The 26,485-nt window shown below is 60.2% G+C and carries 23 protein-coding genes; 9 read left to right on the forward strand and 14 right to left on the reverse strand.

Annotated features, from left to right (window positions below; genetic code table 11):
• Positions 1–54: 54 nt before the first annotated feature.
• Positions 55–3,741, reverse strand: coding sequence for a vitamin B12-dependent ribonucleotide reductase (locus VOI22_RS01085; RefSeq protein WP_323794757.1), 3,687 nt, complete (start codon positions 3,739–3,741; stop codon positions 55–57).
• Between the two features lie 572 nt (positions 3,742–4,313).
• On the opposite strand from VOI22_RS01085, the gene VOI22_RS01090 reads away from it, so the two are divergent.
• The 5 genes from VOI22_RS01090 to VOI22_RS01110 all read left to right on the forward strand — a co-directional run bounded on the left by VOI22_RS01090 (position 4,314) and on the right by VOI22_RS01110 (position 7,066).
• Positions 4,314–4,943, forward strand: coding sequence for a LysE family translocator (locus VOI22_RS01090; protein ID WP_323794758.1), 630 nt, complete (start codon positions 4,314–4,316; stop codon positions 4,941–4,943).
• 38 nt (positions 4,944–4,981) lie between these two features.
• Positions 4,982–5,647, forward strand: coding sequence for an RraA family protein (locus VOI22_RS01095; RefSeq protein WP_323794759.1), 666 nt, complete (start codon positions 4,982–4,984; stop codon positions 5,645–5,647).
• An 85-nt stretch (positions 5,648–5,732) separates the two neighbouring features.
• Complete coding sequence (locus VOI22_RS01100) at positions 5,733–6,086, forward strand: NADH:ubiquinone oxidoreductase subunit NDUFA12 (RefSeq protein ID WP_323794760.1); 354 nt, start codon at positions 5,733–5,735, stop codon at positions 6,084–6,086.
• A 61-nt stretch (positions 6,087–6,147) separates the two neighbouring features.
• Entirely contained in the window at positions 6,148–6,606 is a 459-nt protein-coding gene (mlaD, locus tag VOI22_RS01105) for an outer membrane lipid asymmetry maintenance protein MlaD (RefSeq protein WP_323794761.1), read from the forward strand.
• A gap of 28 nt (positions 6,607–6,634) precedes the next feature.
• Positions 6,635–7,066 (forward strand): DUF2155 domain-containing protein, encoded by a 432-nt coding sequence (locus VOI22_RS01110; RefSeq protein ID WP_323794762.1) that lies wholly within the window; start codon positions 6,635–6,637, stop codon positions 7,064–7,066.
• On the opposite strand, the gene aat is transcribed toward VOI22_RS01110, so the two are convergent.
• The 6 genes from aat to VOI22_RS01140 form a co-directional block, all read right to left on the reverse strand.
• Positions 7,000–7,653, reverse strand: a complete 654-nt coding sequence (gene aat / locus VOI22_RS01115) for a leucyl/phenylalanyl-tRNA--protein transferase (protein ID WP_323794763.1) — start codon at positions 7,651–7,653, stop codon at positions 7,000–7,002. The genes VOI22_RS01110 and aat overlap by 67 nt on opposite strands.
• A gap of 47 nt (positions 7,654–7,700) precedes the next feature.
• The gene (gene accC / locus VOI22_RS01120) at positions 7,701–9,047 is read right to left on the reverse strand and encodes an acetyl-CoA carboxylase biotin carboxylase subunit (RefSeq protein WP_323794764.1); all 1,347 of its coding nucleotides are present in this window, start codon (positions 9,045–9,047) and stop codon (positions 7,701–7,703) included.
• Between the two features lie 15 nt (positions 9,048–9,062).
• A complete protein-coding gene (accB, locus tag VOI22_RS01125; protein WP_323794765.1) occupies positions 9,063–9,503 on the reverse strand; it encodes an acetyl-CoA carboxylase biotin carboxyl carrier protein in 441 nt (146 codons plus the stop codon).
• A gap of 18 nt (positions 9,504–9,521) precedes the next feature.
• Positions 9,522–9,986, reverse strand: a complete 465-nt coding sequence (aroQ, locus tag VOI22_RS01130; protein WP_036553283.1) for a type II 3-dehydroquinate dehydratase — start codon at positions 9,984–9,986, stop codon at positions 9,522–9,524.
• A gap of 63 nt (positions 9,987–10,049) precedes the next feature.
• Positions 10,050–10,616 carry a PAS domain-containing protein gene (locus VOI22_RS01135; RefSeq protein WP_323794766.1) on the reverse strand — a complete coding sequence of 189 codons (567 nt, stop codon included), beginning with the start codon at positions 10,614–10,616 and terminating at the stop codon, positions 10,050–10,052.
• A gap of 144 nt (positions 10,617–10,760) precedes the next feature.
• Positions 10,761–11,273, reverse strand: coding sequence for a MarR family winged helix-turn-helix transcriptional regulator (locus VOI22_RS01140; protein ID WP_323794767.1), 513 nt, complete (start codon positions 11,271–11,273; stop codon positions 10,761–10,763).
• Positions 11,274–11,389: 116 nt separating this feature from the next.
• Here VOI22_RS01140 and hppD point away from each other — a divergent pair, with 116 nt between their 5' ends.
• Positions 11,390–12,481 (forward strand): 4-hydroxyphenylpyruvate dioxygenase, encoded by a 1,092-nt coding sequence (hppD, locus tag VOI22_RS01145; RefSeq protein ID WP_323794768.1) that lies wholly within the window; start codon positions 11,390–11,392, stop codon positions 12,479–12,481.
• Positions 12,482–12,636: 155 nt separating this feature from the next.
• Complete coding sequence (locus VOI22_RS01150; RefSeq protein WP_323794769.1) at positions 12,637–13,893, forward strand: MFS transporter; 1,257 nt, start codon at positions 12,637–12,639, stop codon at positions 13,891–13,893.
• A gap of 1 nt (position 13,894) precedes the next feature.
• Here the strand turns inward: VOI22_RS01150 and VOI22_RS01155 are convergent, their stop codons facing one another.
• Together VOI22_RS01155 and VOI22_RS01160 are read right to left on the reverse strand one after the other, a co-directional pair.
• A complete protein-coding gene (locus tag VOI22_RS01155; RefSeq protein WP_323794770.1) occupies positions 13,895–14,704 on the reverse strand; it encodes a DsbA family protein in 810 nt (269 codons plus the stop codon).
• A 75-nt stretch (positions 14,705–14,779) separates the two neighbouring features.
• Positions 14,780–16,084 carry a M48 family metalloprotease gene (locus tag VOI22_RS01160; RefSeq protein WP_323794771.1) on the reverse strand — a complete coding sequence of 435 codons (1,305 nt, stop codon included), beginning with the start codon at positions 16,082–16,084 and terminating at the stop codon, positions 14,780–14,782.
• Between the two features lie 177 nt (positions 16,085–16,261).
• Between VOI22_RS01160 and VOI22_RS01165 the strand changes: the two genes are divergently transcribed.
• On the forward strand, positions 16,262–17,824 hold the full coding sequence (locus tag VOI22_RS01165) for a gamma-glutamyltransferase (RefSeq protein WP_323794772.1): 1,563 nt from the start codon (positions 16,262–16,264) through the stop codon (positions 17,822–17,824).
• Between the two features lie 19 nt (positions 17,825–17,843).
• Positions 17,844–18,995 (forward strand): pyridoxal phosphate-dependent aminotransferase, encoded by a 1,152-nt coding sequence (locus tag VOI22_RS01170; protein ID WP_323794773.1) that lies wholly within the window; start codon positions 17,844–17,846, stop codon positions 18,993–18,995.
• 2 nt (positions 18,996–18,997) lie between these two features.
• On the opposite strand, the gene VOI22_RS01175 is transcribed toward VOI22_RS01170, so the two are convergent.
• The 5 genes from VOI22_RS01175 to VOI22_RS01195 form a co-directional block, all read right to left on the reverse strand.
• Complete coding sequence (locus tag VOI22_RS01175; protein WP_323794774.1) at positions 18,998–22,180, reverse strand: efflux RND transporter permease subunit; 3,183 nt, start codon at positions 22,178–22,180, stop codon at positions 18,998–19,000.
• A 10-nt stretch (positions 22,181–22,190) separates the two neighbouring features.
• Positions 22,191–23,300 carry an efflux RND transporter periplasmic adaptor subunit gene (locus tag VOI22_RS01180; RefSeq protein ID WP_323794775.1) on the reverse strand — a complete coding sequence of 370 codons (1,110 nt, stop codon included), beginning with the start codon at positions 23,298–23,300 and terminating at the stop codon, positions 22,191–22,193.
• A 66-nt stretch (positions 23,301–23,366) separates the two neighbouring features.
• Positions 23,367–23,912 (reverse strand): PadR family transcriptional regulator, encoded by a 546-nt coding sequence (locus VOI22_RS01185; protein ID WP_323794776.1) that lies wholly within the window; start codon positions 23,910–23,912, stop codon positions 23,367–23,369.
• Positions 23,913–24,055: 143 nt separating this feature from the next.
• Positions 24,056–24,745, reverse strand: coding sequence for an SDR family NAD(P)-dependent oxidoreductase (locus VOI22_RS01190; RefSeq protein WP_323794777.1), 690 nt, complete (start codon positions 24,743–24,745; stop codon positions 24,056–24,058).
• A gap of 42 nt (positions 24,746–24,787) precedes the next feature.
• Entirely contained in the window at positions 24,788–26,431 is a 1,644-nt protein-coding gene (locus tag VOI22_RS01195) for a thiamine pyrophosphate-dependent enzyme (RefSeq protein WP_323794778.1), read from the reverse strand.
• Positions 26,432–26,485: the final 54 nt, after the last annotated feature.

Genomic DNA, 26,485 nt, shown 5'->3' on the forward strand with positions numbered 1-26,485 from the left:
AAGAAAAAGCGGCGGATAAGGTACTGTAGGTTTACATTTTTAGCTAGAGTCCCATTAGCTGCAGCCGGACGTTCCGCCGCAGGTGTCGCACTTCAGGCAGGTGCCGTTGCGGACCAGGGTGAAGTTGCCGCATTCGCCGCAGCTTTCGCCCTCATAGCCCTTGATGCGGGCCTCACGGATCCGGTTCAACTTTGCGTCGGTAGCATCCATCACGCTTTCGGAGACGGTAACCGATGCGCTCTTCTGCACCGTTGTCGTCACAGTCGCCGTCTGCGCGGCTGTCGTTGCCATGACCGGCTGGGCATGGTCCGTACCGGTGGCCTTCATCTGGTTCGACTGACCACCCTGCAGCACCACCAGGTTCTTGCGGACATAACCGCGGCTGGTGATGGTGCCGACCTGCTCCATGAGCTGGGCCTTGGCCTTGTCGACGGCGTTCTCGTCGTCGCCGCCGCCGATTGCATCCGGCATCAGGTCGCTGGTATCGACATGGCTGAGATCGTGCCGGTCGAGATAGGAGATCGCCAGCTCACGGAAGATGTAGTCGAGGATGGAGGTCGCCATCTTGATGGCGTCGTTGCCTGTCACCATGCCCTGCGGCTCGAACCGCGTGAAGGTGAAGGCGTCGACATATTCCTCAAGCGGCACGCCATATTGCAGGCCGATGGAGACGGCGATGGCGAAGTTGTTCATCAGCGAGCGGAAAGCGGCGCCTTCCTTGTGCATGTCGATGAAGATCTCGCCGAGTTTGCCTTCCTCGTATTCGCCGGTCCGGAGGTACACCTTGTGGCCGCCGACATTGGCCTTCTGGGTGTAGCCCTTGCGGCGATGCGGCAGACGCTCACGTTCCGCGGCCCGTTCGATGATGCGCTCGACGATCCGTTCGGCGACAACCGGCGCCTTTGCGGCGATCGGTGCTTCCATCAGGTCTTCCATCTCGTCCTCGTCCTCATCGTCAACGAGGGAGGAGGAGAGCGGCTGGCTCAGTTTGGAGCCGTCGCGATAGAGCGCGTTGGCCTTGATGCCGAGCTTCCAGGAAAGGATGTAGGCGTCCGAACAATCCTGGACCGTCGCCGCGTTCGGCATGTTGATGGTCTTGGAGATTGCACCGGTGATGAACGGCTGGGAGGCCGCCATCATGCGGATGTGGCTCTCGGTGGAGAGGAACCGCTTGCCGGTCCGGCCGCACGGGTTGGCGCAGTCGAACACCGGCAGATGCTCGTCCTTCAGATACGGCGCGCCTTCCAGCGTCATCGCACCGCAGACATAGGTGTTGGCTTCCTCGACCTGCTTTTTGGTGAAGCCGAGAGACAGCAGCATGTCGAAGGAGAGATCGTTCAGCTGATCGTCGGTGAAGCCGAGCGTATCACGGCAGAAATCCTCGCCGAGGGTCCACTTGTTGAAAGCGAACTTGATGTCGAAGGCGCTGGCCACCGCATCCTGGATCACTTTCACCTGGGCATCGCCGAAGCCTTTTGCCTTCAGGCTTTCCGGGTTGATACCCGTGGCGCCTTCGAGCGTGCCGTGGCCGACGGCATAGCGGATGATCTCTTCGATCTGCTCTTCCGAATAGCCAAGGTTGCTGAGGGCTTCCGGCACGATCCGGTTGATGATCTTGAAGTAACCGCCGCCGGCCAGCTTCTTGAACTTCACCAGAGCGAAGTCAGGCTCGATGCCCGTGGTGTCGCAATCCATCACCAGACCGATGGTGCCGGTCGGTGCAATCACCGTGGTCTGGGCATTGCGGTAGCCGTGCTCCTGGCCGAGTTCCAGAGCCGCGTCCCAGGCAGCGATAGCAGCCGCGTTCAGCTCACGGTTCGGACTGTTCAGAGCGTTCAGAGGCACCGGCTGGATCGACAGATCCTCATATCCCTCGTCCTCACCATAGGCGGCGCGGCGGTGGTTGCGGATGACCCGTAGCATATGTTCGGCGTTCGGCTTGTATTCGGGGAACGTGCCCAACTCGCCGGCCATTTCGGCCGAGGTCTTGTAGGCAATGCCGGTCATCAGAGCGCTGATGCCGCCGCACAGCTCACGGCCTTCGTCGCTGTCATAGGAGAAGCCGCTGGCCATCAGCAGGCCGCCGATGTTGGCGAAGCCGAGGCCGAGGGTGCGGAAGTCGTAAGATAGTTTGGCGATTTCCTTGGACGGGAACTGCGCCATCAGCACGGAGATTTCCAGCGTGATGGTCCAGATCCGGGTGGCGTGCTCGAATGCTTCGATGTCGAAGCTGCCATCCTCATGCCGGAACTGCATCAGGTTCATCGATGCGAGGTTGCAGGCCGTATCGTCGAGGAACATGTATTCGGAGCACGGGTTGGATGCATTGATCCGTCCCGAAGCGGGGCAAGTGTGCCACTCGTTGATCGTGGTGTCGTACTGGATCCCCGGATCGGCGCAGGCCCAGGCCGCGTTGGAGACCTTGTCCCACAGCTCGGCTGCATTGACCGACTCGGAGACCTTGCCGTCGGTACGGCGGATCAGATCCCAGTTCTTGCCTTCGGCAACAGCTTCCAGGAAGTCATTGCTGACCCGGATGGAGTTGTTCGAATTCTGACCGGAGACGGTGAGATAGGCTTCGCTGTCCCAGTCGGTGTCGTAGGTCGGGAAGTCGATTTCGGTGAAGCCCTGCTCGGCGAACTGGATGACCCGCTGGATGTAGTTCTCCGGGATCATCGCCTTGCGGCCGCCGATGATGGCTTTCTTCAGGGCACGGTTCTGCTTCGGATCGAAGCGGGCAGCGCCCTCGACACCGTCGACATCGCGGCAGGCAGCCATGACTTCTTTGAGATGCTTCTGGGCCAGCTTGGAGCCGGAGACCAGGGCAGCGACCTTCTGCTCTTCGCGAACCTTCCAGTCGATGTATTTCTCGATGTCCGGGTGATCGATGTCGACGGTAACCATCTTCGCCGCACGGCGGGTGGTGCCGCCGGACTTGATGGCGCCGGCCGCCCGGTCGCCGATCTTCAGGAAGCTCATCAGGCCGGAAGACCTGCCTCCGCCGGAGAGGGACTCGCCTTCGCCGCGCAGGCGGGAGAAGTTTGAGCCGGTGCCGGAGCCATATTTGAAGAGCCGGGCCTCACGGACCCAGAGGTCCATGATGCCACCGTCATTCACCAGATCGTCGCTGACGCCCTGGATGAAGCAGGCATGGGGCTGGGGATGCTCGTATGCCGACTTGGAACGGGTCAACTTGCCGGTCTTGTAGTCGACATAATGATGGCCCTGTGCGGGACCGTCGACGCCGTAAGCCCAGTGCAGGCCGGTGTTGAACCATTGGGGGGAGTTCGGGGCGGCCATCTGCCGGCAAAGCATATGGCACATTTCTTCGTAATAGGTCTTGGCGTCGGCCTCAGCGTCGAAGTAGCCGCCTTTCCAGCCCCAGTATGTCCAGGTGCCGGCCAGCCGGTTGAAAACCTGCTTGGCGCTGCTTTCGCCAACCGTGCGCTCGTCTTCCGGCAGGGCTGCGATGGCGTCCTTGTCCGGGGTCATGCGCCAAAGCCATGAAGGAACATCGTTCTCTTCGAACGGCTTCAGGCGCGCCGGGATGCCCGCCTTGCGGAAATATTTCTGTGCGAGGATGTCGCAAGCCACCTGCGACCAATCGGCCGGGACTTCAATATCGGCATTCTGGAACACCACAGACCCATCCGGATTGCGGATTTCGCTGCTGGTTTTCCGAAATTCAATACCTGCATAAGGACCCTTTTTAGCGTCCGTAAACCGGCGTTCGATTCTCATACTTGGAACTCCCCCGTTCCGTTTTGGTCAGTGGCTTGAGCGCTGATGCCACAAGATCTAGTGGCCAAGGGTTGAGACGATACCGGATTTGGCTTCCGGGAAGCAATGATAAATGAACCGGAAGAGTGGAAAAAATGAATGCGGTTCGATAGGCGCGGAATTCTGCGAAAATTGCCTGCCCGCGGCGATGTTTAAAGTAAAATGGAAATAAAATAAGAGTAAATTCACCAATTCATTTAGGTGAATTAAGGGTTGCGTGGGGGGTTGCGGGTTGCGCTTCGCAATCCGGCGATCCGAAGTCTTGATCTTGCGGTCAAGCTCCGCATTTCCATTAGGAGGCCCGTGCCAAGCCATCGACCTGAATAATGCCGTTTTCGGTTTTCCGAATCAACATATTTTGTGCGCCGAAATGTCATTAAATCTACATCTAGTAGTTTTCCGCACTGTTGCCTCGTAATGCGAGCGTCCGCCGATACATGGAAAAGCAGGTCTTGCCTGGGGTTCCGGTGCTGTGGCTCTCTTGGTGGCATCGGCGGTGCCGACTTTCAGAGATTTCGCGTGGGAGAAATAATATGGACCTGGCGCTCTGGCTCGCATTCACAGCAGCCTCGGCTTTTATGCTGGCGATACCGGGGCCGACCGTGATGCTGGTTGCGAGCTACGCGATGGCACGCGGGCGGGAATCGGGCTGGGCGACGGTGCCGGGCGTTGCGCTCGGAGATTTGTTGGCAATGACGGTATCGCTGCTCGGCGCGGGTGTTGTTCTGGCCGCATCCGCCGATCTCTTCACCGTGATGAAATTGGCTGGAGCAGGCTATCTCGTCTGGCTCGGTATCCAGCTATGGCGGAGCAAGCCCGAACTTGCGTCGGTACCGGTCGGGACAGGGCGACGCGACAAACTCAGGATGTTCAGCAATGCCTTTGTGGTGACGGCGCTCAATCCCAAGGGTATCGTTTTCTTCGTGGCTTTCGTGCCGCAATTCGTCGATCCATCGCGTCCCATCGTGATGCAATGCTTCATCCTCATTGCGACCTTCGTGATTCTCGGTGCATTGAACGCGGTCTTCTGGGCGGTTATGGCCGGGACGATGCGGAATCGGTTTTCCAGTCCGCGGGCGCTCCGGATAGTGAACAGGCTTGGCGGAAGTGCAATGATTGGCGCTGGACTTCTGACAGCCCTGACCCGGCGTTCTGTCGGGTGAAGGGTAGTAACGACAAAAAAACATATGGGAGCGGACCAATGGCGATCATCAGATACAAGGGCGACTATAAGGCGCTCGATGCAGCGGCGCTGGAGCGCTGGAAAGGCGTGCCGCCAGCGGTCGCCGGAGATTGTCTGAACCGGACGGCGAGCATGGCGGGACGGGTCTCGCCCCTGCATCCGGACATGCGAATCATCGGACATGCCCGGACCATTCGGGTCATGGCCGGCGACAATGCCTGCGTTCATGCGGCTATTCCGCTGATGCGGCAGGGAGAGATCATCGTGATCGATGCCGGTGGCAATCCGGATGTCGCCATCATCGGGGAAATCCTCGTCACCGCAGCGAAGCACAAGGGGGTCGCCGGATTCGTCATAGACGGAGCCGCACGGGATGTGGCGGAACTCCGTGCGGGAGATATCCCGGTCTTCGCCTCGGCGTCTGTTCCGGCCGGGCCGCACAAGGGGTTCGGCGGATCGATCGACGGTCCGATTTCCTGCGGCGGCGTTCCGGTGATGACGGGCGATCTCATCCTCGGCGATGCGGACGGCGTGACCGTCGTGCCGTTGGGCCAGGCGGCCGCGATTCTGGAAGCCGGTGAGGCACATGTCCGCAAGGAAACGGATATGCTGGCGCAGCTTGCGGCCGGCAAGACGACGGCGGAGATGCTCGGCATCGAAATTCCGGAAGTCAACGCGGAATGAGCCGATGCGCGTCCGACTGGACTGCGCGGCGTGGGAATGACATATTCCGCCAACGTATTGATGCAGGTGACAAGGTGGTTGGTCGATGAACATCGGCACGTCAATTTACACATGGCTTCACGGTCGCGAGGTCGGCCAGGACCAGTTCGGCAATCGCTACTACGAGCACAAGTCCGAACCGGCTGCTGGCTACAAGCGGAAGCGCTGGGTGATTTATAACGGCATCGTCGAAGCCTCGAAGGTTCCGGCGGAATGGCATGCTTGGTTGCACTACACAGCCGAAGCGCCGCTGGAAGCCGAGCATGAGTTTGAATGGCAGAAAGAACATCTGCCCAACCTTACGGGCACCCGGTACGCCTACCGTCCACCGGGGCATGTCCTCGAGGGCGGTAAGCGTGACGCGGCTACCGGAGATTATGAAGCCTGGACGCCAAACTGACGGTTCCCGGCTGTGCGAAGGCGTCGTTCCGACGTCGCCTGGTTCAACCTGTTGAGGTCTCATGAAACGCAATACGATCGAAACGGTTATTGGCGCCGTAGTGTTGCTGGTTGCCGGCATATTCACCGTGTTCGCCTATATTTCGGCCGATCTCAACACGCGTGGCGGCTATATCGTGACGGCAAACTTCAACAAGGTTTCGGGCCTTGCCGTCGGCGGTGATGTCCGGATGAGCGGGATCAAGGTCGGTACCATTGTCAGCCAGGAACTGGATCCAAAATCCTTCCTGGCCAAAGTGACAATGAATATCCGCGACGATATTGAACTGCCGGCTGACAGTGCGGCCGCAATCTCGAATGAAGGCCTGCTCGGCGGGAGCTTTCTGGAGATCATTCCGGGTGGCGATCCGGATCTCATCAAGGATGGCGGTACTATCGAATATACGCAGGACCCCGTCGATATCGTTCAACTTCTCGGCAAGTTCATATTTTCGGCCGGTTCTTCCGCTAAGAAGGAATAGTAGGGCGAAACTGGTTGGGACCGCTCCCATGCGACTGTCGAAGTTTGTCTTTATCGGGCTGGCGGTTTTTCTGATCGCCCGGTCTGTTGGCGCCGGTGCTCAGACGCCCGCTCCCGAGCCGGGCTGGATCGAGCTTCCGGTGGCAGTCATGCAGGGGCTGGACAAGATCACGGCGCGGATTTCCACCTTTGAGGCAGAGGTCGGTGAGACGGCGACCTTCGGGACGTTCTCCATTACGCCGCGTGCCTGCCGCAAGCGTCCGCCGACCGAAACACCGGAAAACGCCGCCTTCCTCGAGATAGACGAGCAGAAACCCGATGAAGAGCTGATCCGCTTGTTCTCGGGCTGGATGTTCTCTTCAAGTCCCGCACTGAATGCGGTCGAGCATCCGGTCTACGATGTCTGGCTTCTTGACTGCAGAAGTTCTTCGACGAACGGCCAGTCATCAAACCCCGAGTAAAATTCGGCCGGAATCTTGATGGCTTCGGCGAGCTGGTCGCGGTAACTCTGACGCGGAATCTCGACGGCTCCGAATTGTGCCAGATGGTCGGTGATGAACTGGCTGTCCAGCAGAGTGAAGCCGGACGCCTTGAGCCGGGCAACCAGATGAACAAGCGCGACCTTGCTTGCGTTCGGCTCCCGGCTGAACATGCTTTCGCCGAAAAAAGCGGCCCCCAAAGCTACCCCGTAGAGTCCGCCGACGAGCTTTCCGTCGTGCCAGCATTCCACGCTGTGCCCGTAACCCATCTCATGAAGCGACATGTAAAGCTTGAAGATTTCGTCGTTGATCCAGGTGTCGGGACGCTCGTCCCTCGGTTCCGCGCAGCCCTCGAGGACAGCTTTGAAATTCGTATCGCACCGGATGTCGAAACGCCGCCGCTTTACCTCCTTGCGGAGGCTGCGCGACACATGAAAGGTGTTGAGAGGCAGAACGCCGCGCTTTTCCGGATCAACGAAGAAGGTGCGGGCATCGTCATGGCTTTCCGCCATCGGAAAGACACCGATGGCATAAGCCTGCAGCAACAGTTCGGGCCGCAATTGCGACATCGTGCCGGCACCTCCTCTGCACCCGGTTGGGCGATATGCCGAGCCGGTTAGGCCGGATCGGCGAGGAAAACCTTCTCAAGCCAGTGTATGTCGTATTCGCCGTTTATGAAATCGGGAGCCTGCGAGAGATCCTGATGCAGAGGCACGGTGGTCTCCACATTGCTTATCACGATTTCGTCCAAAGCCCGGCGCAGCCGCAGCAAACACTCATTCCTGTTGGAGCCATGCACGATCAGTTTGGCGATCAGGCTGTCATAGAATGGTGGGATCTGATAGCCGGCATAGAGAGCCGAATCGACCCTGACCCCGAGACCGCCCGGTGCATGGTAGTCGGTGACGCGGCCCGGAGACGGCATGAAGGTGCGCGGGTTTTCCGCATTGATCCGGCACTCGATTGAATGTCCGTTCAGCACCACATCGTCCTGGGTGAAGGACAGCGAAGCGCCCGAGGCGATCTGGATCTGCTCGCGCACGAGATCGATGCCGGTGATCATCTCGGTGATCGGGTGCTCGACCTGCAGGCGGGTGTTCATCTCGATGAAGAAGAATTCGCCATCCTCATAGAGGAACTCGAGCGTTCCAAGGCTGCGATAATTCATCTTCGCGGTGGCTTTTGCGGCAATTGCGCCGATTTTAGCACGGGCAGCTTCGTTCAATGCCGGGGAGGGGGCTTCCTCCAGGACCTTCTGGTGGCGCCGCTGCAGGGAGCAGTCACGCTCGCCCAAATGCACCACATGGCCGTGGCCGTCGCCGACGATCTGCACTTCGATATGGCGCGGCTTGGAGAGATACCGCTCCATATAGACTTCGTCATTGCCGAAGGCGGCCGCTGCTTCCCGGCGGGCCATGTTGTAGGCGTCGCTGACTTCTTCGCGGTTCTGGGCAATCTTCATGCCGCGCCCGCCGCCGCCGGCTGTTGCCTTGATCAGGACCGGAAACCCGATCTCCTCGGCCGCGGCGATGGCGCCCTCGACTGATTCGACTGGCCCGTCCGATCCGGGCACGCAGGGAATTCCCAGTGCCTTTACCGTCCGTTTGGCGATGATCTTGTCGCCCATGTCGCGGATATGCTGCGGCGAGGGGCCGATGAAGACAAATCCATGAGCTTCGACGATTTCGGCGAAATCCGCATTCTCGGACAGGAAACCGACACCGGGATGGATGGCGTCGGCGCCGGTCACGGTCGCGGCGGTCAGAATAGCCGGAATGTTAAGGTAGCTGTCCTTCGCGGCAGGTGGGCCGATACAGACACTCTCATCGGCGAGGCGCACATGCATCGCGTCCGCATCGGCGGTCGAATGCACGGCGACGGTCCGTATGCCCATTTCTCGGCAGGCCCGGTGAATGCGCAGGGCCACGTCGCCGCGATTGGCGATCAGGACTTTCTCAAACATTTCGGCTCCAGCCTGCTACTCGATCACGATCAGCGGCTGGCCGAACTCGATCGGCTGCCCGTTCTGAACCAGTACGTCCTTCACCGTTCCGGCACGGGGCGCGGGAATCGGGTTCATGACCTTCATGGCTTCGATGATCATCAGGGTCTGGCCTTCTGTTACCCTGGTGCCGACAGAAACGAACGGTGCCGTGTCGGGGTCGGGGCCGAGATAGGCTGTTCCGACCATCGGGGAATTCACCGCGCCTGCGATATCGGCAGATGCTGTGTCCGCAGCCGCGGCGGGTGCGACTGCTGCGGGCGCCGGAGCGGCGACCACGCTGGCGGCCTGTTGCACGGCCGGACGGGCCACGCGGATCCGCCAGTCGTCCTTCGCATATTCAAGCTCACCGAGGCCGGTCTCTTCCAGGAGGGCGGCGAGCTTTCTTACGAGTTTGCTGTCAATGTCGTGCGACAAAGGGATCTCCGGGTTCGTTCAGGTGCGATCAAGTATCCGCGCCATACCATCGAGGGCCAGGACATAGCCTTGGGTTCCAAGCCCTACGATGATTCCTTCGGCGACGGAGGAAATATAGGAAGTGTGGCGGAAGCTTTCGCGCCGGTGGATGTTCGAAATATGCACTTCGATGACTGGCAGGTCGGCTACACGCAAAGCGTCGTGAATAGCGACGGAGGTGTGCGTGTAGGCGCCTGCATTGATGATGATGCCGGACGCGCTGCCGCGTGCCTGCTGGATAATCGTTACCAGCTCACCTTCAAAGTTCGATTGCCGAAAATCTGTGTCCAATCCAAGTGTTACCGCATGATCGGCACACATGGCTTCGACATCATCCAATGTCTCGGCCCCGTAGAGCTCAGGCTCCCGGGTTCCAAGCATGTTCAGATTGGGGCCATTGAGAATAAGTATTTCCGGGCGTTCGGACACTATGCTCGCCTGCATCTCAGTTTCGAGGGTTATATCACGCGGCCCGACTGACGCAATCGGAACCGGCTGCCGAGCAATCTAATATAACGGATCCTTGGAATACATGGTGAGAGTGGCGTTGCCTACCTTAATTCGGGTGCCGTCGTTTCTGTAAGTGGCTTCCCGGGAGGGTGCATCCTCTCCGGCACGCCCGGAGACCGTGTCGGTCACTTTTGTGCATCCGAGGATCGTATCCAGCTCTCCCCCGGAGCCGGTCATGGGCAGAAGCAAGCGCTGGACCAGTACATGGCGCTTGTCATGCAAGGTCTGCGCCCCAATCGTATGGATAATGTGTCCGGACTCAAGACAGTCGTCCAGTCGCTCTTTCAGAAGATTGGCTGTTCTACCAGACAGGAAATCTTTCAGAGAGCGACCGCGCAGACCTTGGCCATAAAGTGTGTTCACAGCTTCGCCCACGAGGTGGTAGCGATAGCAATTCAGGTCCGGTTCGCGTTGGCATATCCAGACAAACGGAAGTGCTTGACCAAGCTCAAGCGGTTCAATCGACTTGCGCGCCGGATAGGTGTCGCCGCCGCGCCACGCGAACCATCTTTCCACCAATTTCCCTAATGTAGGGTCTTCGATGTTCTCGAATATCTGGCTCATTGCCTGAACTCTTTCCAAGAGCTTGGACGGGTCCAAAGCGCGATCGCGCGAACCTCAATCGGAATCCGGATATCATGCCGCAATGGTTGTGGCAATAAACCTCGTGTAGAAAATATCAGTCGTGAAGTCTTGAGATGTTAATATTCACATTGGCGGAGTGGTTGTCATGCTTTTGGCCGTTTTTGTCAATTTTTCCAACAATTGAATTAAATCCCGTTTCTCCTTTTCGCTGAGGGCCGATGAGAGATAGGCTTCCCGTTCGAGGGCGATGGGCACGATTTGGTTGTAAATTTTAGAGCCGCTATCGGAAAGAGACAGGGTCGCGCGGCGTTTGTCTTCAGGGTCTACCTGTTTGCGGATATGCCCTGCGTCCAATAATTTCGCGGCGGCACGGCTGACCTGAACCTTGTCCATCGCCGCACGTTGTCGAATGTCGTTAGCCGTCATCGGGCCGTCACTGCCGAGAATGGCCACGAGCCGCCACTCGGGGATGCTGATATCGAATTCCGACGCATACAATTTCTGGATGCTGCTGGAGACCAGTGACGAGAGCAGCGCTAGCCTATAAGGCAAAAAACTGTCGAGAGAGAACGTTACCTGATCTTGGTCCTGATACGGATTGGCGGAAGTATCAGCACTGCTTTCTTGACTCTTCACGCGCAAACCCTAATTAGTTTCACCTGTAACTAAATATATCCTGCCCTGACGTTCCGTTCTCGCCGGTTTGCTGTCAAGGCGGGAGCTAATCCATCAGCAAACCGGAGGAGACATTCATGGCATCCGAAACGCTTTCCCCAATTCCGGGCGGCACCATCGAAAACCCGATGGCGACCGACGGCTTTGAGTTCGTCGAATATACCGCGCCCGATCCGGAAAATCTGAAGACGCTGTTTCGGTCTCTCGGCTTTACCGCGGTCGCCCGTCACCGATCGAAGGACGTAACGCTTTTCCGTCAGGGCGGTGTCAATTTCATCGTCAATGGGGAGCCGGACAGTTTCGCTCAGTCCTTCGCCCGCGTTCACGGGCCGTCCTGCTGCGCCATCGCGTTCCGGGTAAAGGATGCAGCAGCGGCCTATGACCGAGCCATTAAGCTCGGAGCACGACCGTTTGAAGGCAAGGTCGGGCCGATGGAGCTGAACATTCCGGCGATCCACGGTATCGGCGATAGCCTGATTTATCTGGTGGACCGGTATGGCGAGCAAAGCATTTACGATGTCGATTTCGTACCGCTGGACGGTGTGGAGCAGGTGCCGGTCGGAGCCGGATTCACAATGGTGGATCATCTGACCCACAACGTGCATCGCGGACGGATGGATGTGTGGGCCGATTTCTACGAGAAGCTCTTCAATTTTCGCGAGATCCGCTATTTCGACATTGAAGGCAAGCTGACCGGGCTGAAGTCCAAGGCGATGACCAGTCCATGCGGCAAAATTCGGATCCCGATCAACGAATCCTCTGACGACAAATCCCAGATTGAGGAATATCTCACCGCCTACAAGGGGGAAGGTATCCAGCATATCGCAATGGCGACCGACGATATCTTTGCCAGTGTGGAAGCGCTCAAGGCCGCTGGCTCCAGTTTCATGGCGCCGCCGCCGGACACTTATTATGAAATGCTGGACGAAAGGTTGCCCGGGCATGGGGAGGATGTCGCCAGCCTGAAGCAGCACGGTATTCTGATCGACGGAGCACCGACTGAAAACGGCGGTCTTCTGTTGCAGATTTTCACCGAGACGGTGATCGGCCCGATCTTCTTCGAGCTCATTCAACGCAAGGGCGATGAAGGATTCGGCGAAGGTAACTTCAAGGCTCTCTTTGAATCCATCGAACAGGACCAGGTCAAGCGCGGGGTTCTCAACGCCTGATAGAAGATCCTTGACCGGACGGCCAAATCGCTCTTGGCTCCATAGTCAGCCCGCCAGCCGATGCTGGCGGGCTGTTACATTTTGACCGGGGTATTTATGGTTCCGCTGTTGTTTTTCCGAGCGGTCCGCAGTGCCGGTAGGTCCGGGGGTGTCTTGTGACAGGCACTACCGGACATGCCGAGCGCAGCGGCGCCGCTCGGGTTTTCTTTATTCTTTGCGCGTTTTTGACATTGGTGCAGATCAACCGGCTGGGCGGCGGGGTGATTGCCAATGCCTTGATCGAACAGCGCGGTATATCTCCGGCTGAGATCGGGGCGGTGATCGGCATCATGTCGCTTGCCGCTGCTTTTGTGCAGATCCCGATGGGTGTTTTGTTCGACCGGTATGGCGCCCGTATTACCACATCGGCGTTGAGCTTGATCGCCGTGGGCGGGATGGTGCTCTTTGCGCTCTCTGAAAATGCTACCGGATTGATCGGGGGGCGGATACTGCTCGGCGTGGGGCATGCCGGTGCCGTAACTACCGTTTATCTGATTGTGCTCGGCTGGGTCCGTCCGGATCGTGTTGCCACAGTTTCGGCCCGGCTTATCGCATTTTCCGGTGCGACAAGCGGTCTGCTCGCGACGGCTCCGCTCGCCATCATGTTGCAGCAAGCCGGGTTTACCGTGACATTCCTGCTCCTCGCGGCGGCAATCCTGCTGATGACGATCCTGATCTTTCTCTGGGGTCGGGATCACCCTCCCGGCGTTGCGCGCCCCGAGCGGCCTCATGAAAGTATCGGTCAGGCCTTTTCAGCGATCCTGACGATGCTGCGTGACCGAGATATTCGCGGCACTCTGATCATGGCCAGCTGTTTCGCTGCACCCTTCGCAACGGTTGGCGGTCTCTGGGCCGGGCCTTATCTCAGGGAAGTTCATGGGCTTGGCCAGACGGAGGCCGGCTATGCACTGCTCGTTATGGTTCTGGCACAGAATGCCGGGACACTGGGCTTTGGTCCGTTGGACCGGATGTTTAACTCCCGCAAGCGTGTGGTCCTCGGGAGCTGTGTGCTGATGGTGCTGCTGCTCGCCGTTATGGCGGTGATCGCGAGTCCCCCGCTCTGGCTGGCCATGCTTCTGCTGGTCGCGTTCGGTTTCGTCTCGCCGTTCTTCGTCGTGCTGGCCGCACATTGCCGGGGCTTCGTGCCGAACCATCTCGCTGGCAGGGCTATTACAGCCATGAGCCTCGTCGGTGTAGGCACGATTTTTCTCTCGCAGTGGATCACCGGGTTGATCGTGGATCATGCGGGCGGCGGTTCGGACGGAGCATACCGGCTGGTCTTCGCCAGTGTCGCCGGACTGGTCGTGGTAGCCGCTCTGTTCTACAGCCGGGTCCGCGATATTCCGCCGTCCGTTCCTTCAACGGCTTCCTGACTTAGCCTTTCCGCGCGGCTTCGATCTGTTCGACCAGGGTCTCGAGGCTGACGGCGCCCGGTAACACTTCCCCGCCTATGACAAAGGCGGGTGTCCCGTTGATGCCGAGAGTGCGCGCCAGAACCGTGGCGTCCCGGATTGTTTTTCCCGTTTCAGGCGACGCCATGTCCGCTTTCAGTTTGTCCAGGTCAAGACCGACTTCGAGGGCCGTCTGGAACACAACGGCATCACTCAGCCGTCCGCGATATTTCATCAAGGCGACGTGGAACTCGCTATAGGCGCCTTGTTTGTCGGCTGCGATCGACGCATGGGCGGCGGTCACGGATGCCGGGCCGAGAATCGGAAACTCCTTCATCACCCAGCGGACATTCGGATCCTGCTTCAGCAACTGCATCACCGGATCGATCATCCTTTTGCAATAGCCACATTGGTAATCGAAGAACTCGACCACAGTGACATCGCCGTTCGGATTGCCGATGACCGGGTCGTTGTCGTTGCCGGTAATCTGACCCTGCAATTGGGCGAGGGCGGCGCGCTGGCGCTCCTTTTCCGCAACTTCCTGGCGCGCCTGCATGGCGTTCAGGGATTCAACGATGACTTCCGGGTTGGCCAGGATGTAATCGCGGATGGCCGTGTCGAGGGCCGATTTCTGATCCGGTGAAAACGGCTCCGCGGCGGCGGCCTGCTGGCTTGCGGGATAGAGCGCGAGGCCGGAGGCGAGAGTCAGGGCCAGGATTAACGCTTTGTGGGTTTTCTTAAGGGGCGCCATGGTGGCCATGCTGCGTGCCTTTCCGGTCGTGCTTACAGTCATTAAACATTGAGCCGGTCCGTCGTTGCCGACAAACCACGTTATCGTTATTGCATTCTGGCTATGGAACGGCGCGCGCTATTTTTTCTTGGGCGGTTGGTCTTTTTTCCGCTCCCGGTCGCGCGGGGTCGAGATTCCCTCGATATCGCTGGCTCTCAGCCAGGCTTCCGTATGTGGCTGCAGCTTCTGTTTCGCCCGGTTTGCCTGCAGGGCCGCATCCCGTTCATTGCCGGAGCGGAAAGCTTCCTCGGCGAGGGCAAGGGCGGACATGCCGTGATTGCCATTGCGGCCATAGGCGATGGCCAGTTGACGCCAGGCGAACGTCGCATTCGGAAGCAGCCGTACGACATGTTCGAGATGCGCCTGCGCTTCCTCATTGTGCTCCTTTGTGTCGAGAGCCAGCAGGACCCGCGAGAGCTCAAGTTCAATCCGCGGCGCGTCGGGCAGGCTTCCAAGGGCCTTGCGATACGCAACTTCAGCTTCGGCCGGCCGGGCCGCCTCGAACAGGATCTGGCCTTTCAACTCATGGAAAAACGGATCGTCCGGGTTATCGGCCAGCAATTCGTCCACGAGCGCGACGGCCGCGTTGGCATTCGGCAGCCGGTATGTGGCAACGGCCCGGGCGTAACGGGCTTCAATCGATGTATCCGTATCTGGGTATGCCTTGAAGGTGCGTGCTGGTGAGCGGATGAAGCCATGGAGCTTGGCGACCATCCGGCGGTGTTTCTGCTGCAGCTCTTCAGGCAGTTTCTTATCGCTGTAGGGCGAGTTTTTCACCTGTTCTTCGACGAAAGCAATCCGGTCCCGGGTAAGCGGGTGCGTGCTTGCGTACGGAGACCGGCTGCGTCCGCTCAAAAGTTCCTGGCCGCTGAGAGTCGAGAGGAACTCAAGCATGCCTTTTGAGGATTCGCGATTGCTTTCAAGGAAACGGATACCTGCCTGGTCAGCCGAAGATTCCTGCGCCCGGCTGTACTGGAGCAAGGAGCCCTGAACAGCTGACTGACTGCCCTGGATGATCGCAGTGGCGGCGTCGCCCCGGCCAGTCGCGAGGGCAGCGCCGGCACCTAGGATGAGGCCGAGCAAGGCGTTCTGGCTGGCATTCCGCAGGGCCTCTCCGCTCCGCGCCAGATGCCCGCCGGAGATATGCCCTGTTTCATGGGCAATCACGCCGAGCAACTGCTCCGGCGTCTCTGTCGCCATCAGCAAGCCGGTATGGAAGAAGATGTTCTGGCCACCGGCGACGAAGGCATTCAGCGTATCGTCGTTGATGAAATAGAGATCGACCGCAGATGGCGAAAGACCCGCGCTCTGGAAGACCGGGGTCGAAAGCTCGCGGATATAGAGCTCGATCTCAGTATCGGTGATGAAGGATCGCGCATCCACGGACCGGGACCATCCGGCAATACTCAGCAACGTAAAAACTAACGCAATTAGATGCTTGCCAACTAGGGCTTTGCACTTCATGGATTTGGTCCGAGCCTGTTGGTGCGCTGCATGGACTTGTAATGTGCGCGTGTCCGGGGCTGCATTCAATAGCCTGCGGCGATTTGAGAGGACGTTATGTTTAAGAGGACCGTGCCTGTGGCATTGGCGGTTTGCGCCGGATTGCTTGCAGGCTGCGCGAGCGATGAAGCCGTCGAAGTCACCGAAGGGTTCTTCGGATCCGTCGCTGTCGATGAGCCGCGGGCTGCCGTTATCGCCCAGGATGTGCTGGTCCAGGGCGGCACCGCTGCCGACGCCGCTGTCTCCGCTTATTTCACTCTTGCCGTGACGCTGCCGTCTTCCGCCGGACTTGGGGCGGGTGGTTCCTGTCTCGCTTTCGACCCTGTGAGCAAGCGGTTTGAACGCCTCTCATTCTTGCCTCAGCCCCTGTCGGGCGATCAAAGTACGATTGCCGCTCCGCTGGGACCGCGCGCGATGTTCGCATTGCATGCCCGCTATGGCCGGCTTCCGATCACGCAGCTGATTGGTGTTCCGGAGCAGCTTGCCCGGTTTGGTGAACCCGTCTCCCGCCGCCTCGCGGAAGATCTCGCGCGTGATGGCGCCGCTCTGAAATCATCGGGTGCCGGGCGTCCCAGTGTGTTCGCCCCGGATGGTGTTGCCTTGCAAGCGGGCCGCTCACTGGTCCAGTTGGATCTGGCCTCCACTTTCGGCCGGCTTCGGGTCGCGGGGGTTGGAGATCTTTATGCAGGCCAGCTTGCCAGCCGCTTCGTCGCCGAGGCGGAAGCCTTCGGATACGTGGTCGACCGTGACCGGTTGCGCGGCGCGGTTCCGGTTTGGAGCGAGGCCGAGGGTGTCGATTTCGACAATCATCTCTGGGCTGTCGCGGCCAGTCGTAATACCGACACCACCCTGATATCAAAAACTCTTTCGCTTGCCTTCAACGAAGCGGGATGGTCGTCCTCGCCGCAGGATATCGATCCGCTAATGATAGCCGAAATGCAGGTCCGCGCCGCCAATGCAGTGGCAAGTGGCGATACGGATTTGAGTGCGGATGCAGCCGAGTTGCTGTTCGGTGATTTTCGTTCCGGCGCTCGCCGTACTGCCGCAACGCCTGCTGCGGTCGCCTTGTTCGGTGGGGAATCGCGGTCCGGTGCAACGAGCTTTGTCATCACGGACAGGCGGGGGCTTTCTGTTGGCTGTGCGTTGACCATGAATGCGCCTTTTGGAACCGGCCAGACGCTCCCGGATCTCGGCTTCATTCCGGCCCCGGCATTGTCGTCTGCAAACCCGCCGCTGGCCGCCGCGGTTATCGCCGGGAACACCCATGCCTGGCAGGTTCACATGACCGCCATGGCGACCGGTGGCAGGGAGACGATCTCGGCCCTGGTTCCCTCGATTTTGCGTCACTATGTGGCCGGTCAGGCGATGAGCGCTGCCGTGGCCGCACCGCGCTCCCATTTCGATATGGCGGCGGGCACGCTATCGGTGGAATCCGGTATTGCTCCTGCAGCGGGAGCAATGGCTGAGCGTGCCGGCTATCCGGTGCAGCCAGCCACCCAGCCGATCGGCGCCGTCCGTCTGTTTCGCTGCAAGGAAGGCCTGCCGCGCAGTGACAGGGATTGCGGCATAGCCGACGATCCGCGCGGACGCGGCATGATCCTTTTTGAAGGCGGCAACTAACCAACGGGAAGGCGAGTATGTGGCTCTGAAAGTATCCCGGCGGGGCGCTGTACCCGCCTTCATCGTCATGGATGTGATGCAGGCGGCCGCAGACCGAGAGGCTGCCGGCGGCGATGTGCTGCATCTTGAAGTCGGCCAGCCTGCGACCCCGGCACCGCGCGGCGTGATCGAAGCGGCGAAGCGAGCGCTGGATGATGACCGGATTGGCTATACGCTGGCAGCCGGCATCAATCCCCTCCGGGAGCGGATCGCGGAGCATTACAAGGATTGGTACGGCGTCTCTCTGGACCCGGGCCGGATCATGGTGACGACTGGCTCCTCCGGCGCGTTCCAAGTTGCCTTTCTTGCGGCCTTCGAGGCAGGCGACCGGGTCGCCATGGCCTCACCAGGCTATCCGGCCTATCGCAATATCCTCTCCGCTCTCGGCGTTGAAACCGTGCTGCTGGAGACGGAGCGCAAGCACCGTTATCAGCCGACACCGGAACTTCTCGACGCGGTGGAGGGAAAGATCGATGGGCTGATCGTTGCCAGCCCGTCAAACCCGACCGGCACCATGTTGGGGGAGGAGGAGCTCGCCGCCCTGACCGGATACTGCAAGAAAAAGGGCATCCGGGTCGTCTCCGACGAGATCTATCACGGGATCGGCTTCGGCACCCGTCCGGTCTCGGCGCTGGAGAGCGACGATCAGGCGCTGGTCATTAACAGCTTCTCGAAATATTTCTCGATGACCGGCTGGCGGCTCGGCTGGATGGTGGTGCCGGAGGATCTGGCCCGTTCCATGGAGTGTCTGGCACAGAATTTCTTCATCTCGCCGCCGACCCTGTCGCAGCACGCGGCTGTCGCGGCGTTCGATTGTCACGAGGAATTGCAGGCCAATGTGGCGCGCTACGCGAAGAACCGCGAGGTGTTGCTGAACGAGCTTCCGGCCGCTGGGCTGGACGATCTGGCGCCGGCGGACGGCGCATTCTACATCTATGCGGACGTCACTCGCTTCACCAACGACAGTGTCGATTTCTCGAAGCGGATGCTGGCCGAGATCGGCCTCGCCGCAACGCCGGGGGTCGATTTCGACCCGGCGCGCGGCCATGGCTCTCTACGTTTTTCCTTTGCCGGGGCAACGGAGGACATGGTGGAGGCGGCCAGCCGTCTCAAGAACTGGCTGAAACGCTGACGCTATTCAGCGGCGTTGGGGACGCTGCCGTCATAACCGCCATCCTGATCGTGTCCCGCTTTGCGGGCCCGCCGCGCCGCGCGCCAGTCCTGGAAATTACCCCGAAGCTGCAACGCTGAAGGGGTAACGATCAGCGTCAGGATCGTGGCGAAGCCCATGCCGAAGACGATGGCCGAGGCCAGCGCCACCCACCATTGGGTCGAGGGTGCCCCGACCGAGATCTCCCGCGTGAACAGATCGATATTCAGCTGGAACACCATCGGCAGCAGGCCGAGCATCGTCGTGACGGTGGTCAGCATCACCGGACGAAGGCGCTGGGCACCGGTGCGCAAGACCGCTTCCATGGTGCTGCCAGTGGTTGTCTTCAGGGCGTCGAACGTATCGATCAGCACGATATTGTTGTTAACCACGATACCGGCCAGCGCGATCACGCCGATGCCGCTCATCACAATACCGAAGGGCTGCCCCGTGATCATCAATCCGATCATCACGCCGATAGTCGACATGATCACGGCGCTCAGGATCAGGAAGGCGCTGTAGAAGCTGTTGAACTGGGTGACCAGGATGATCGCCATGATGAACAGCGCGACTCCGAAAGCCTTGCCGAGGAAAGCCTCGGCAGCCTTCTGCTCCTCGTCCTCCCCTTTGAACTTATAGGTCACGCCATTTGGCAGTTCGGTCTTGTCCAGCCAGGCGGTCAGTTCCTTGACCTTTTCGTCCGCCAGCACACCGGGCAGCACGTCTGCCTTCACCGCCATGACCTGACGGGCGTCGGAGCGCTTGATGGTCCCGACCTTGGCCTGTGGCGACCAGGAGACGAAGTTCCGCAAGGGAACCAGGCCCTTGTCCGTCATCATCCGGATCGCGAGGAACTGGTCGAGGCGACGGGACGGGCGGGGATAGCGGACGACAATGTCGATTTCCTCGTCGCTGTCGTTCGGCCGGTAGTCGCTGATCTTGAGGCCGCGGGTGACGAGCTGTACGTAGCTGCCGATCAGGGCGATGTCTGCCCCGAACTTCGCAGCCTGGGCCCGGTCGACGGCAATTTGCCACTCGATGCCGGGGATATGCCGGTCATCCTCGATATTCTGCAGTCCGACCATGCGGTCGAACTGTGCCCGGACCATCTCTGTCGCCTCGGTCAGGCGGTCGGGATAGACAGACCGAAGCTGGACCTGCACCGCTTTGCCGGTTGGCGGGCCGCCTTCTTCCTTGGCGGTTTCGACGAAAATGCCGGGATAGGCTTTGGCGCGTTCGGAGATCTCGGCCAGGATTTCGTCGGCGGGGGCACGACTCTGCCAGTCGTCGAATTCGACCTGAATAGTGCCGACGACATCCTCGGCCAGATCCTGACCGCCGCCCTCCTTTTCGCCGACGAATGTGTAGACGGATTTGAAGCCGCCGACATCGAGGACTTCTTTCTCGATCTCGAAGACGAGGCGCGCCTTCTCGGCCGTCGACATGTTGCCGCGGGCATGGACGTGGATCATCGCGTTGTCTGGCTCGACCTCGGGGAAAAACTCCACCCCGTTGCCGTGATTGGCGTAATAATACTGCACTCCGACCAGCAATGCGGCTGCGGCCAGTATCACCTTTCCGGGATTGGTCAGCGCGAGTTTCAGGACTTTCAGATAGCCGCCGGTAAAGCCCCTGACCTTGTTCAGGTCGCCATTCTCCATGGCTGCCAGAGATTCCCGGCTTTCTTCGGTCTGGGCCCCGGACTTGCCGAAGATCGATCCGAGGGCCGGGACAAACAGCAGGGCCATAAAGAGGGAGGCGGTGAGGGTCGCGATCAGGGTTATAGGCAGGAATTTCATGAACTCGCCGACCACACCCGGCCAGAACAGCAACGGCAGGAAGGCGGCAAGAGTCGTCGCGGTCGAGGCGATGATCGGCCAGGCCATGCGTTTGGCAGCTTCCGAATAAGCGATGCGCCGATCCAGTCCTTCAGACAGTTTCCGGTCCGCATATTCGGTCACCACGATGGCACCGTCGACAAGCATGCCAACCGCGAGGATCAGGCTGAACAGGACGACGATATTCACCGTCAGCCCGAGTGAGGAGAGGGTCAGGATGCCGAGCAGGAATGAGCCCGGGATGGCGATCCCCACCAGTGCGGCGGAGCGATAGCCGAGAGCGCCGACAATAACGATCATGACCAGCAGGACGGCACTCAGAACGTTGTTCCGGAGGTCGGTCAGCATGGTCCGGATCTGGCCGGACTTGTCCTGACTGAAAGTCGCGGTAACGCCTGCCGGCCAGGTCTTCTGGGTTTCGGCAACGATGGCGCGGACGTTCTCGACGGTCTCGATGACGTTCGTTCCGATCCGCTTCGTCACCTCGATACCAATTGCGGGTTTGCCCTCAAGCCGGGCATGAGTTTCCCGATCCTTGAAGCCGCGTTCGACATACGCGATGTCCCGGACCCGGACCACGGCATCGCCGTTCGTCTTAATCGGCTGATCGAGGATGTCCTGCAGGTTCTCGTAGAGGCCGGGTACTTTGATGGGGAACCGGCCATTGCCGGTATCGAGCGTTCCGGCGGCTACCAGCTGGTTCGAGCGGGCGACGATCTCAAGCACTGACGACGCATCGATATTGTAGCTGTCGAGGCGGAGCGGATCGATGATGATCTCCACCAGTTCCTCGCGCTCGCCGGTGAGTTTCGCCTCGAGCACGGAGGTGATGCCCTCGATCTCGTCACGGAGAGTACGGGCGAGATGCAGCATCGTGCGCTCGGGCAGCTCGCCAGAGAGAGTCACAACCAGGATCGGGAACAGGCTCACATTGACTTCGTGAACTGTCGGCTCGTCCGTTTCCTCGGGCAGCTCCGGCTTGGCGAGGTCGACTTTCTCGCGGACGTCCAGCATTGCCTGATCGGCATCGAACCCGGCCGTGAACTCCAGAGTAACGTTCGCGCCGCCCTCAAAAGCGGTGGCGCGCATTTCCTTCACGCCTTCGATGCCGCGCAGCTCGGATTCCATCGGTTTCAACAGAAGTCGCTCAGCATCCTCGGGCGAGATGCCGTCATGTTTCATCGAAACGTAGACGATCGGGATATTAACGTCCGGATCTGCCTCTTTCGGAATGGTCACATAGGCGACCGCTCCTGAAATGAGGATAAGGACCAGCACCATCAGGGTGGTGCGGCTGCGGTGCAGGGCGGCGTCGATCAGCGCATGCATCGGGCGATCCTCAGCTTGCTTTGGCGGCGTCGGTACCGACGGCGGATTCCGGGACGGCCCGCACGGTCTCGCCATCGGAGACGAATTCCTGACCGACGGAGATCAATAGGGCGCGCTCCGGCAGGCCGGTGACGTAGGCCCAGTCCGCATCGCTGTCGAGCACATTCACCTTGTTGAAGCGGACGGTGTTGGACGCATCGACTGTCATGACCCCGAGCTGGCCATCATCGTTCAGCGTGAACACGCCGGCGGTCAGTTTGTGTGCGGTAACTTCCGGCAGCGGAAGGATGACACCGGCCGTGATGCCGAGTTCCAGATTCCGATCCGGGTTCGGAACCTCGAGTTCCACCCGGAACGTCCGGGTTTCAGAATCGGCGGCGGCGGAGATGTAGCGGATGGTTCCGGTCAGGTCCGTTCCGTCGAGCAATTTCGCTTTACCAGGCTGCCCGACCGCGAGTTTGATTCGCTCCTGCTCGGAGACCTGGGCGACGACGAGTATCGGGTCGAGATCGAAGAGGGCGGCGACCGGATCGCCGCTCTGCAAGACATCGCCAAGTTCTACATAGACATCGTCGAGTACGGCATCGAATGGAGCTGAAATTGTAAGGCGCCGGATTTCCTCTTCGATCTTGGCGAGTTCGGCCTTGGCCTCCTGCAGGTCCGCAAAGGTTTCGGCGCGGGTGGTTTGTGCCTGAAAGCCCTTGTTGGCGAGCTTGTCGGCGGCATTGAACTGGGTTTCGCGCTGCACGATCCGGGCTTTCGCCATCTGCCGTCTGGCTTCCCGGTCCTCAGGGTCGAAGCGGATAATCGGAGCGCCTTTCTTGACATGGTCGCCGTCTTTCGCGCCGAGCGCGACGACCTTGCCGAGGATCTGCGCTTTCAACTCGATCTCTCGGGAGGGGGCTGTCCGGCCGGTGATCACCACGGCGGAGCGGTATGGCTCCGCGATGCTTTCACGGACGCGCACCGCGGCCATTTCGGAGGCAGGTGCTGCGGTTTTGGTCTCCGCGACGTCCTCGCCTTCCGTCCGGGCCCCGTTTGCGAACTGGCCTGACAAAATCCATGCGCCGGTTCCGATGGCGATGACAGTGGCCAGCAGGATGGAATAGTTGATTCTCATAGGACCTCGGCGGGGCTGTATGGTTTTGGAGCGCAAGCGCGCGATCTGATTAACTGGTACGGAAAATCACTCAGCGGCATGTCGCGTCTCCGCGCTGAGCTGGGCCAGAAGCGTGTCGCGATTGGCCCGCATATAGTCGGCGGCGGCGCGATAGACCGAACTGCCGAGACCTCGGACGAAATTCATGCCGGGGTCGGCGGCGCAGTTCGGGTTGAACTCATCGAGCTCGCATTGCTGGGCATCGTAGAACGCGATCCGCTCATCGATCAGACGCGCGATTTTCTCTGGTGTCTGATAGCGGGCGAAGAAGAGCAGGAAAAACAGATCGGAACGAACCTGGTCCGGCTCCGGTTCGATCTCGCATGCCTTACGTAGGGCCGTCCTGCCAGCCTCGGTCAGGGAATAGACTTTCTTGTCCGGCCGGCCGTCCTGCGCTTCTTCGGTCACTGTCACAAGATCTTCTCTGGCGGCGCGCGTCAGGGCTGGATAGATGGCGCCAAGCGAGGCCTTCTGAAAGTGCGCGAACGGGCCTTCCGCGAATTGCTTGCGGATCTCGTAGCCGGTTGCGTCCCGTCGGCTGAGTACCGCGAGACAGAGAGTCTTTACATCCATGAGCAGGGCCAAACTATATCAGTCTGATATATATCGGACCGATATATGGGGGCTGTCCCTGTCGATGGAAGGAAAAAGTTTCTGAGCCGCTTTATGATGTGAGATTTCACACGTTTTGTGGCTTCAGGGTAACAGCCCTGACGTCAGAAAGTTTCCTTCCATGGGCGCAGTTCGATCTCCCAGGCCCAGCTTGAGCGCGGCTGGCGGTGGAACTGCAGGTAGCTTTCGGCGATGGCGTCCGGGTCGAGCAGTTTGTCCTCACCCGGTTTTTCCCGCTGTTCGTTCGCGGTCCGGATCCCGCCATCGATTACGAAATGGCCGATATGAATGTTCTGCGGATGCAGCTCCCGCGCCATGGATTGCGCGAGACCGCGCAGCCCGAATTTGCCCATCGCGAATGGCGCGGATTGCGGGTAGCCCTTGACCCCAGCCGACGCGCCGGTCAGCAGGATCGTCCCGTGCCCGGCCTTCAGCATGCGTCTCGCTGCTTGCTGGGCGACCAGGAACGCGCCGTGACAGGTGACTGTCGTAGCGGCGAGGACCTCATCCGGATCGAGATCTACAATCGGCCCGCGAGCTCGCTTCGAAGCATTGAACACGACAATGTCAGGGCTGCCGAGCGCGCCATCCATCCAGTCGAACAGGTTGGCGACGCTGGTCTTGTCGGCAACATCGCAAGCCTGCGTCAGGGCGCCGGTCTCCGACGCCAGACCGGCAAGCTTGTCCGTGTCACGGGCCGCCAGTGCGACCTTCATGTCGTTTGCCGAGAAAAGACGGGCGAGGGAGGCGCTGAGACCGGCGCCAGCTCCCACGATCAGGGCTGTTTCGCTCATGGTCCTTCCAAAAGGTTCGGACGGTGCCAGGCAGGATCGCCGTTACCGCTTCGGTCGCGACGGTCCCGGCCTGATCACCGGCCAGGGTTCGGGAAATTCGCCGACCGGAACCTCGATCAGGGTCGGGCGCCCGGAGGCGAAACCTTCCTCGATCTTTTTCTTCAGCTCAGCCGGTGTGGTTGCACGCAAACCTAGCGCACCGCAGCTTTCGGCGAGCTTCACGAAGTCGGGATTCGTGAATTCGCTGCCGATCACCCGGTTGTCATAGAGCTCTTTCTGCATGCGCATCACGTTGCCGTAGGCGCCATCCGCGAAGACGACGGCAACGACATTGATGCCGTGATGCACGGCGGTCGCAAGCTCCGGCATGGTGTACATGAAGCCGCCATCGCCATTGATAGACAGCACCTGCTTGTCCGGATGCGCGACCTGCACGCCGAGCGCGGTGGCATAGCCATAACCGAGCGTGCCCTGATAGCCGGGCGAGATCAGCGTGCGTGGGCCGTAGGTCGGAAAGCCGACGCGGGAGGCATAGGCGACCTGGGTGAATTCATCGATCAGAAAGCCGTCTTCGGGCAGCGCGCCACGAATGGCTGCCACCCATTCCATTTGCGGGCCGATTTTGGCTTCGAACTGCGCCTGGAACTCCGCCTTCAGGGCTTCCAATTCCTCGGTGCGTGATGGCCGTGCGCGGTTATGCGCCGGTATCTTGTCGAGCAATGCACGCGCCGCGCCCGCCGCATCGGCGACGATGCCGATATCGGGCTTGCCGACGCGGGTCAGTTCGGTGGGATCGATATCGACATGAATGATGGAGAGCTTTTCATCCATGCCCCATGTCATGCGCTCGTGCTGCAAGCGGCAGCCGATGGAAATCACCACATCCGCATCGCCCCAGAGCCGGTTGCCGGCGGGGTGGTGCAGGGAAAGCGGGTGCCGGTCGTCCAGCACGCCCTTTCCATTCATGTAGGAAACTACTGGTGCCTGGAGCATTTCCGCCAACGCGCGGATCTCTTCGGTCGCTTCGTAGGCGCCGCCGCCGACGAAGATCATCGGGTTGCTGGCCTCGCCAAGCATTTTTGCGGCATCGGCGATCAGGTCCGGATCAGGCTCCGGCGGCTCCGGGGGCACAGTCGGCGTGATCGGGCCTACGGGGGCTTTCAGATGCAACTGGTCGAGCGGCATTTCGATGCCGACCGGGCGCGGACGGCCGCTCCAGAGCTCCCGGAAGGCCTGATCCATGACGGCGGGGACTTCTGAGGGGTGATTGATCCTGTGGGACCATTTCGTCAGCCGTTCCATCTGGCCGAGCTGATCTGGGATCTCGTGCAGCATGCCAAGGCCGAGGCCGATGGTGTTGCTCGGGATTTGCCCGGTCAGCGCGAGGACGCGGGCATTGCAGCCGTAGGCGGTGGAAAGCGCGGCGAAGGTGTTCAGAAGGCCGGGCCCCGGAACGACGGCATAGGCGCCGACCTTGCCGGTCGACTGGGCATAGCCGAAAGCCATGTATGCCGTGCCCTGCTCGTGCCGGGCATTGATCACCCGGAGGCTGTTTCGGGCGTCATACAAGGCGTTGAACAGCCCGTCGAGCTGGATGCCGGGCAGCCCGAACACCGTGTCGATACCGTTCTCCGTCAGGGCGCGGACCAACGCCGTGCCGCCGGTCATGGAACTGGATGCGGTCATGTTTCCTCCCTGTGGCCGGTGCCGGTCTGATGCCGGCATTCAGCGGCCTTATTG

Source organism: Nisaea sp. (assembly GCF_034670185.1).
Lineage (GTDB): Bacteria > Pseudomonadota > Alphaproteobacteria > Thalassobaculales > Thalassobaculaceae > Nisaea.

Coding starts and splice junctions, on each gene's coding strand:
- VOI22_RS01085 (WP_323794757.1), bottom strand. CDS start 3,741: ATGAGAATCGAACGCCGGTTTACGGACGCTAAAAAGGGTCCTTATGCA.
- VOI22_RS01090 (WP_323794758.1), top strand. CDS start 4,314: ATGGACCTGGCGCTCTGGCTCGCATTCACAGCAGCCTCGGCTTTTATG.
- VOI22_RS01095 (WP_323794759.1), top strand. CDS start 4,982: ATGGCGATCATCAGATACAAGGGCGACTATAAGGCGCTCGATGCAGCG.
- VOI22_RS01100 (WP_323794760.1), top strand. CDS start 5,733: ATGAACATCGGCACGTCAATTTACACATGGCTTCACGGTCGCGAGGTC.
- mlaD (WP_323794761.1), top strand. CDS start 6,148: ATGAAACGCAATACGATCGAAACGGTTATTGGCGCCGTAGTGTTGCTG.
- VOI22_RS01110 (WP_323794762.1), top strand. CDS start 6,635: ATGCGACTGTCGAAGTTTGTCTTTATCGGGCTGGCGGTTTTTCTGATC.
- aat (WP_323794763.1), bottom strand. CDS start 7,653: ATGTCGCAATTGCGGCCCGAACTGTTGCTGCAGGCTTATGCCATCGGT.
- accC (WP_323794764.1), bottom strand. CDS start 9,047: ATGTTTGAGAAAGTCCTGATCGCCAATCGCGGCGACGTGGCCCTGCGC.
- aroQ (WP_036553283.1), bottom strand. CDS start 9,986: ATGCAGGCGAGCATAGTGTCCGAACGCCCGGAAATACTTATTCTCAAT.
- VOI22_RS01135 (WP_323794766.1), bottom strand. CDS start 10,616: ATGAGCCAGATATTCGAGAACATCGAAGACCCTACATTAGGGAAATTG.
- hppD (WP_323794768.1), top strand. CDS start 11,390: ATGGCATCCGAAACGCTTTCCCCAATTCCGGGCGGCACCATCGAAAAC.
- VOI22_RS01155 (WP_323794770.1), bottom strand. CDS start 14,704: ATGACTGTAAGCACGACCGGAAAGGCACGCAGCATGGCCACCATGGCG.
- VOI22_RS01165 (WP_323794772.1), top strand. CDS start 16,262: ATGTTTAAGAGGACCGTGCCTGTGGCATTGGCGGTTTGCGCCGGATTG.
- VOI22_RS01175 (WP_323794774.1), bottom strand. CDS start 22,180: ATGCATGCGCTGATCGACGCCGCCCTGCACCGCAGCCGCACCACCCTG.
- VOI22_RS01180 (WP_323794775.1), bottom strand. CDS start 23,300: ATGAGAATCAACTATTCCATCCTGCTGGCCACTGTCATCGCCATCGGA.
- VOI22_RS01185 (WP_323794776.1), bottom strand. CDS start 23,912: ATGGATGTAAAGACTCTCTGTCTCGCGGTACTCAGCCGACGGGACGCA.
- VOI22_RS01190 (WP_323794777.1), bottom strand. CDS start 24,745: ATGAGCGAAACAGCCCTGATCGTGGGAGCTGGCGCCGGTCTCAGCGCC.
- VOI22_RS01195 (WP_323794778.1), bottom strand. CDS start 26,431: ATGACCGCATCCAGTTCCATGACCGGCGGCACGGCGTTGGTCCGCGCC.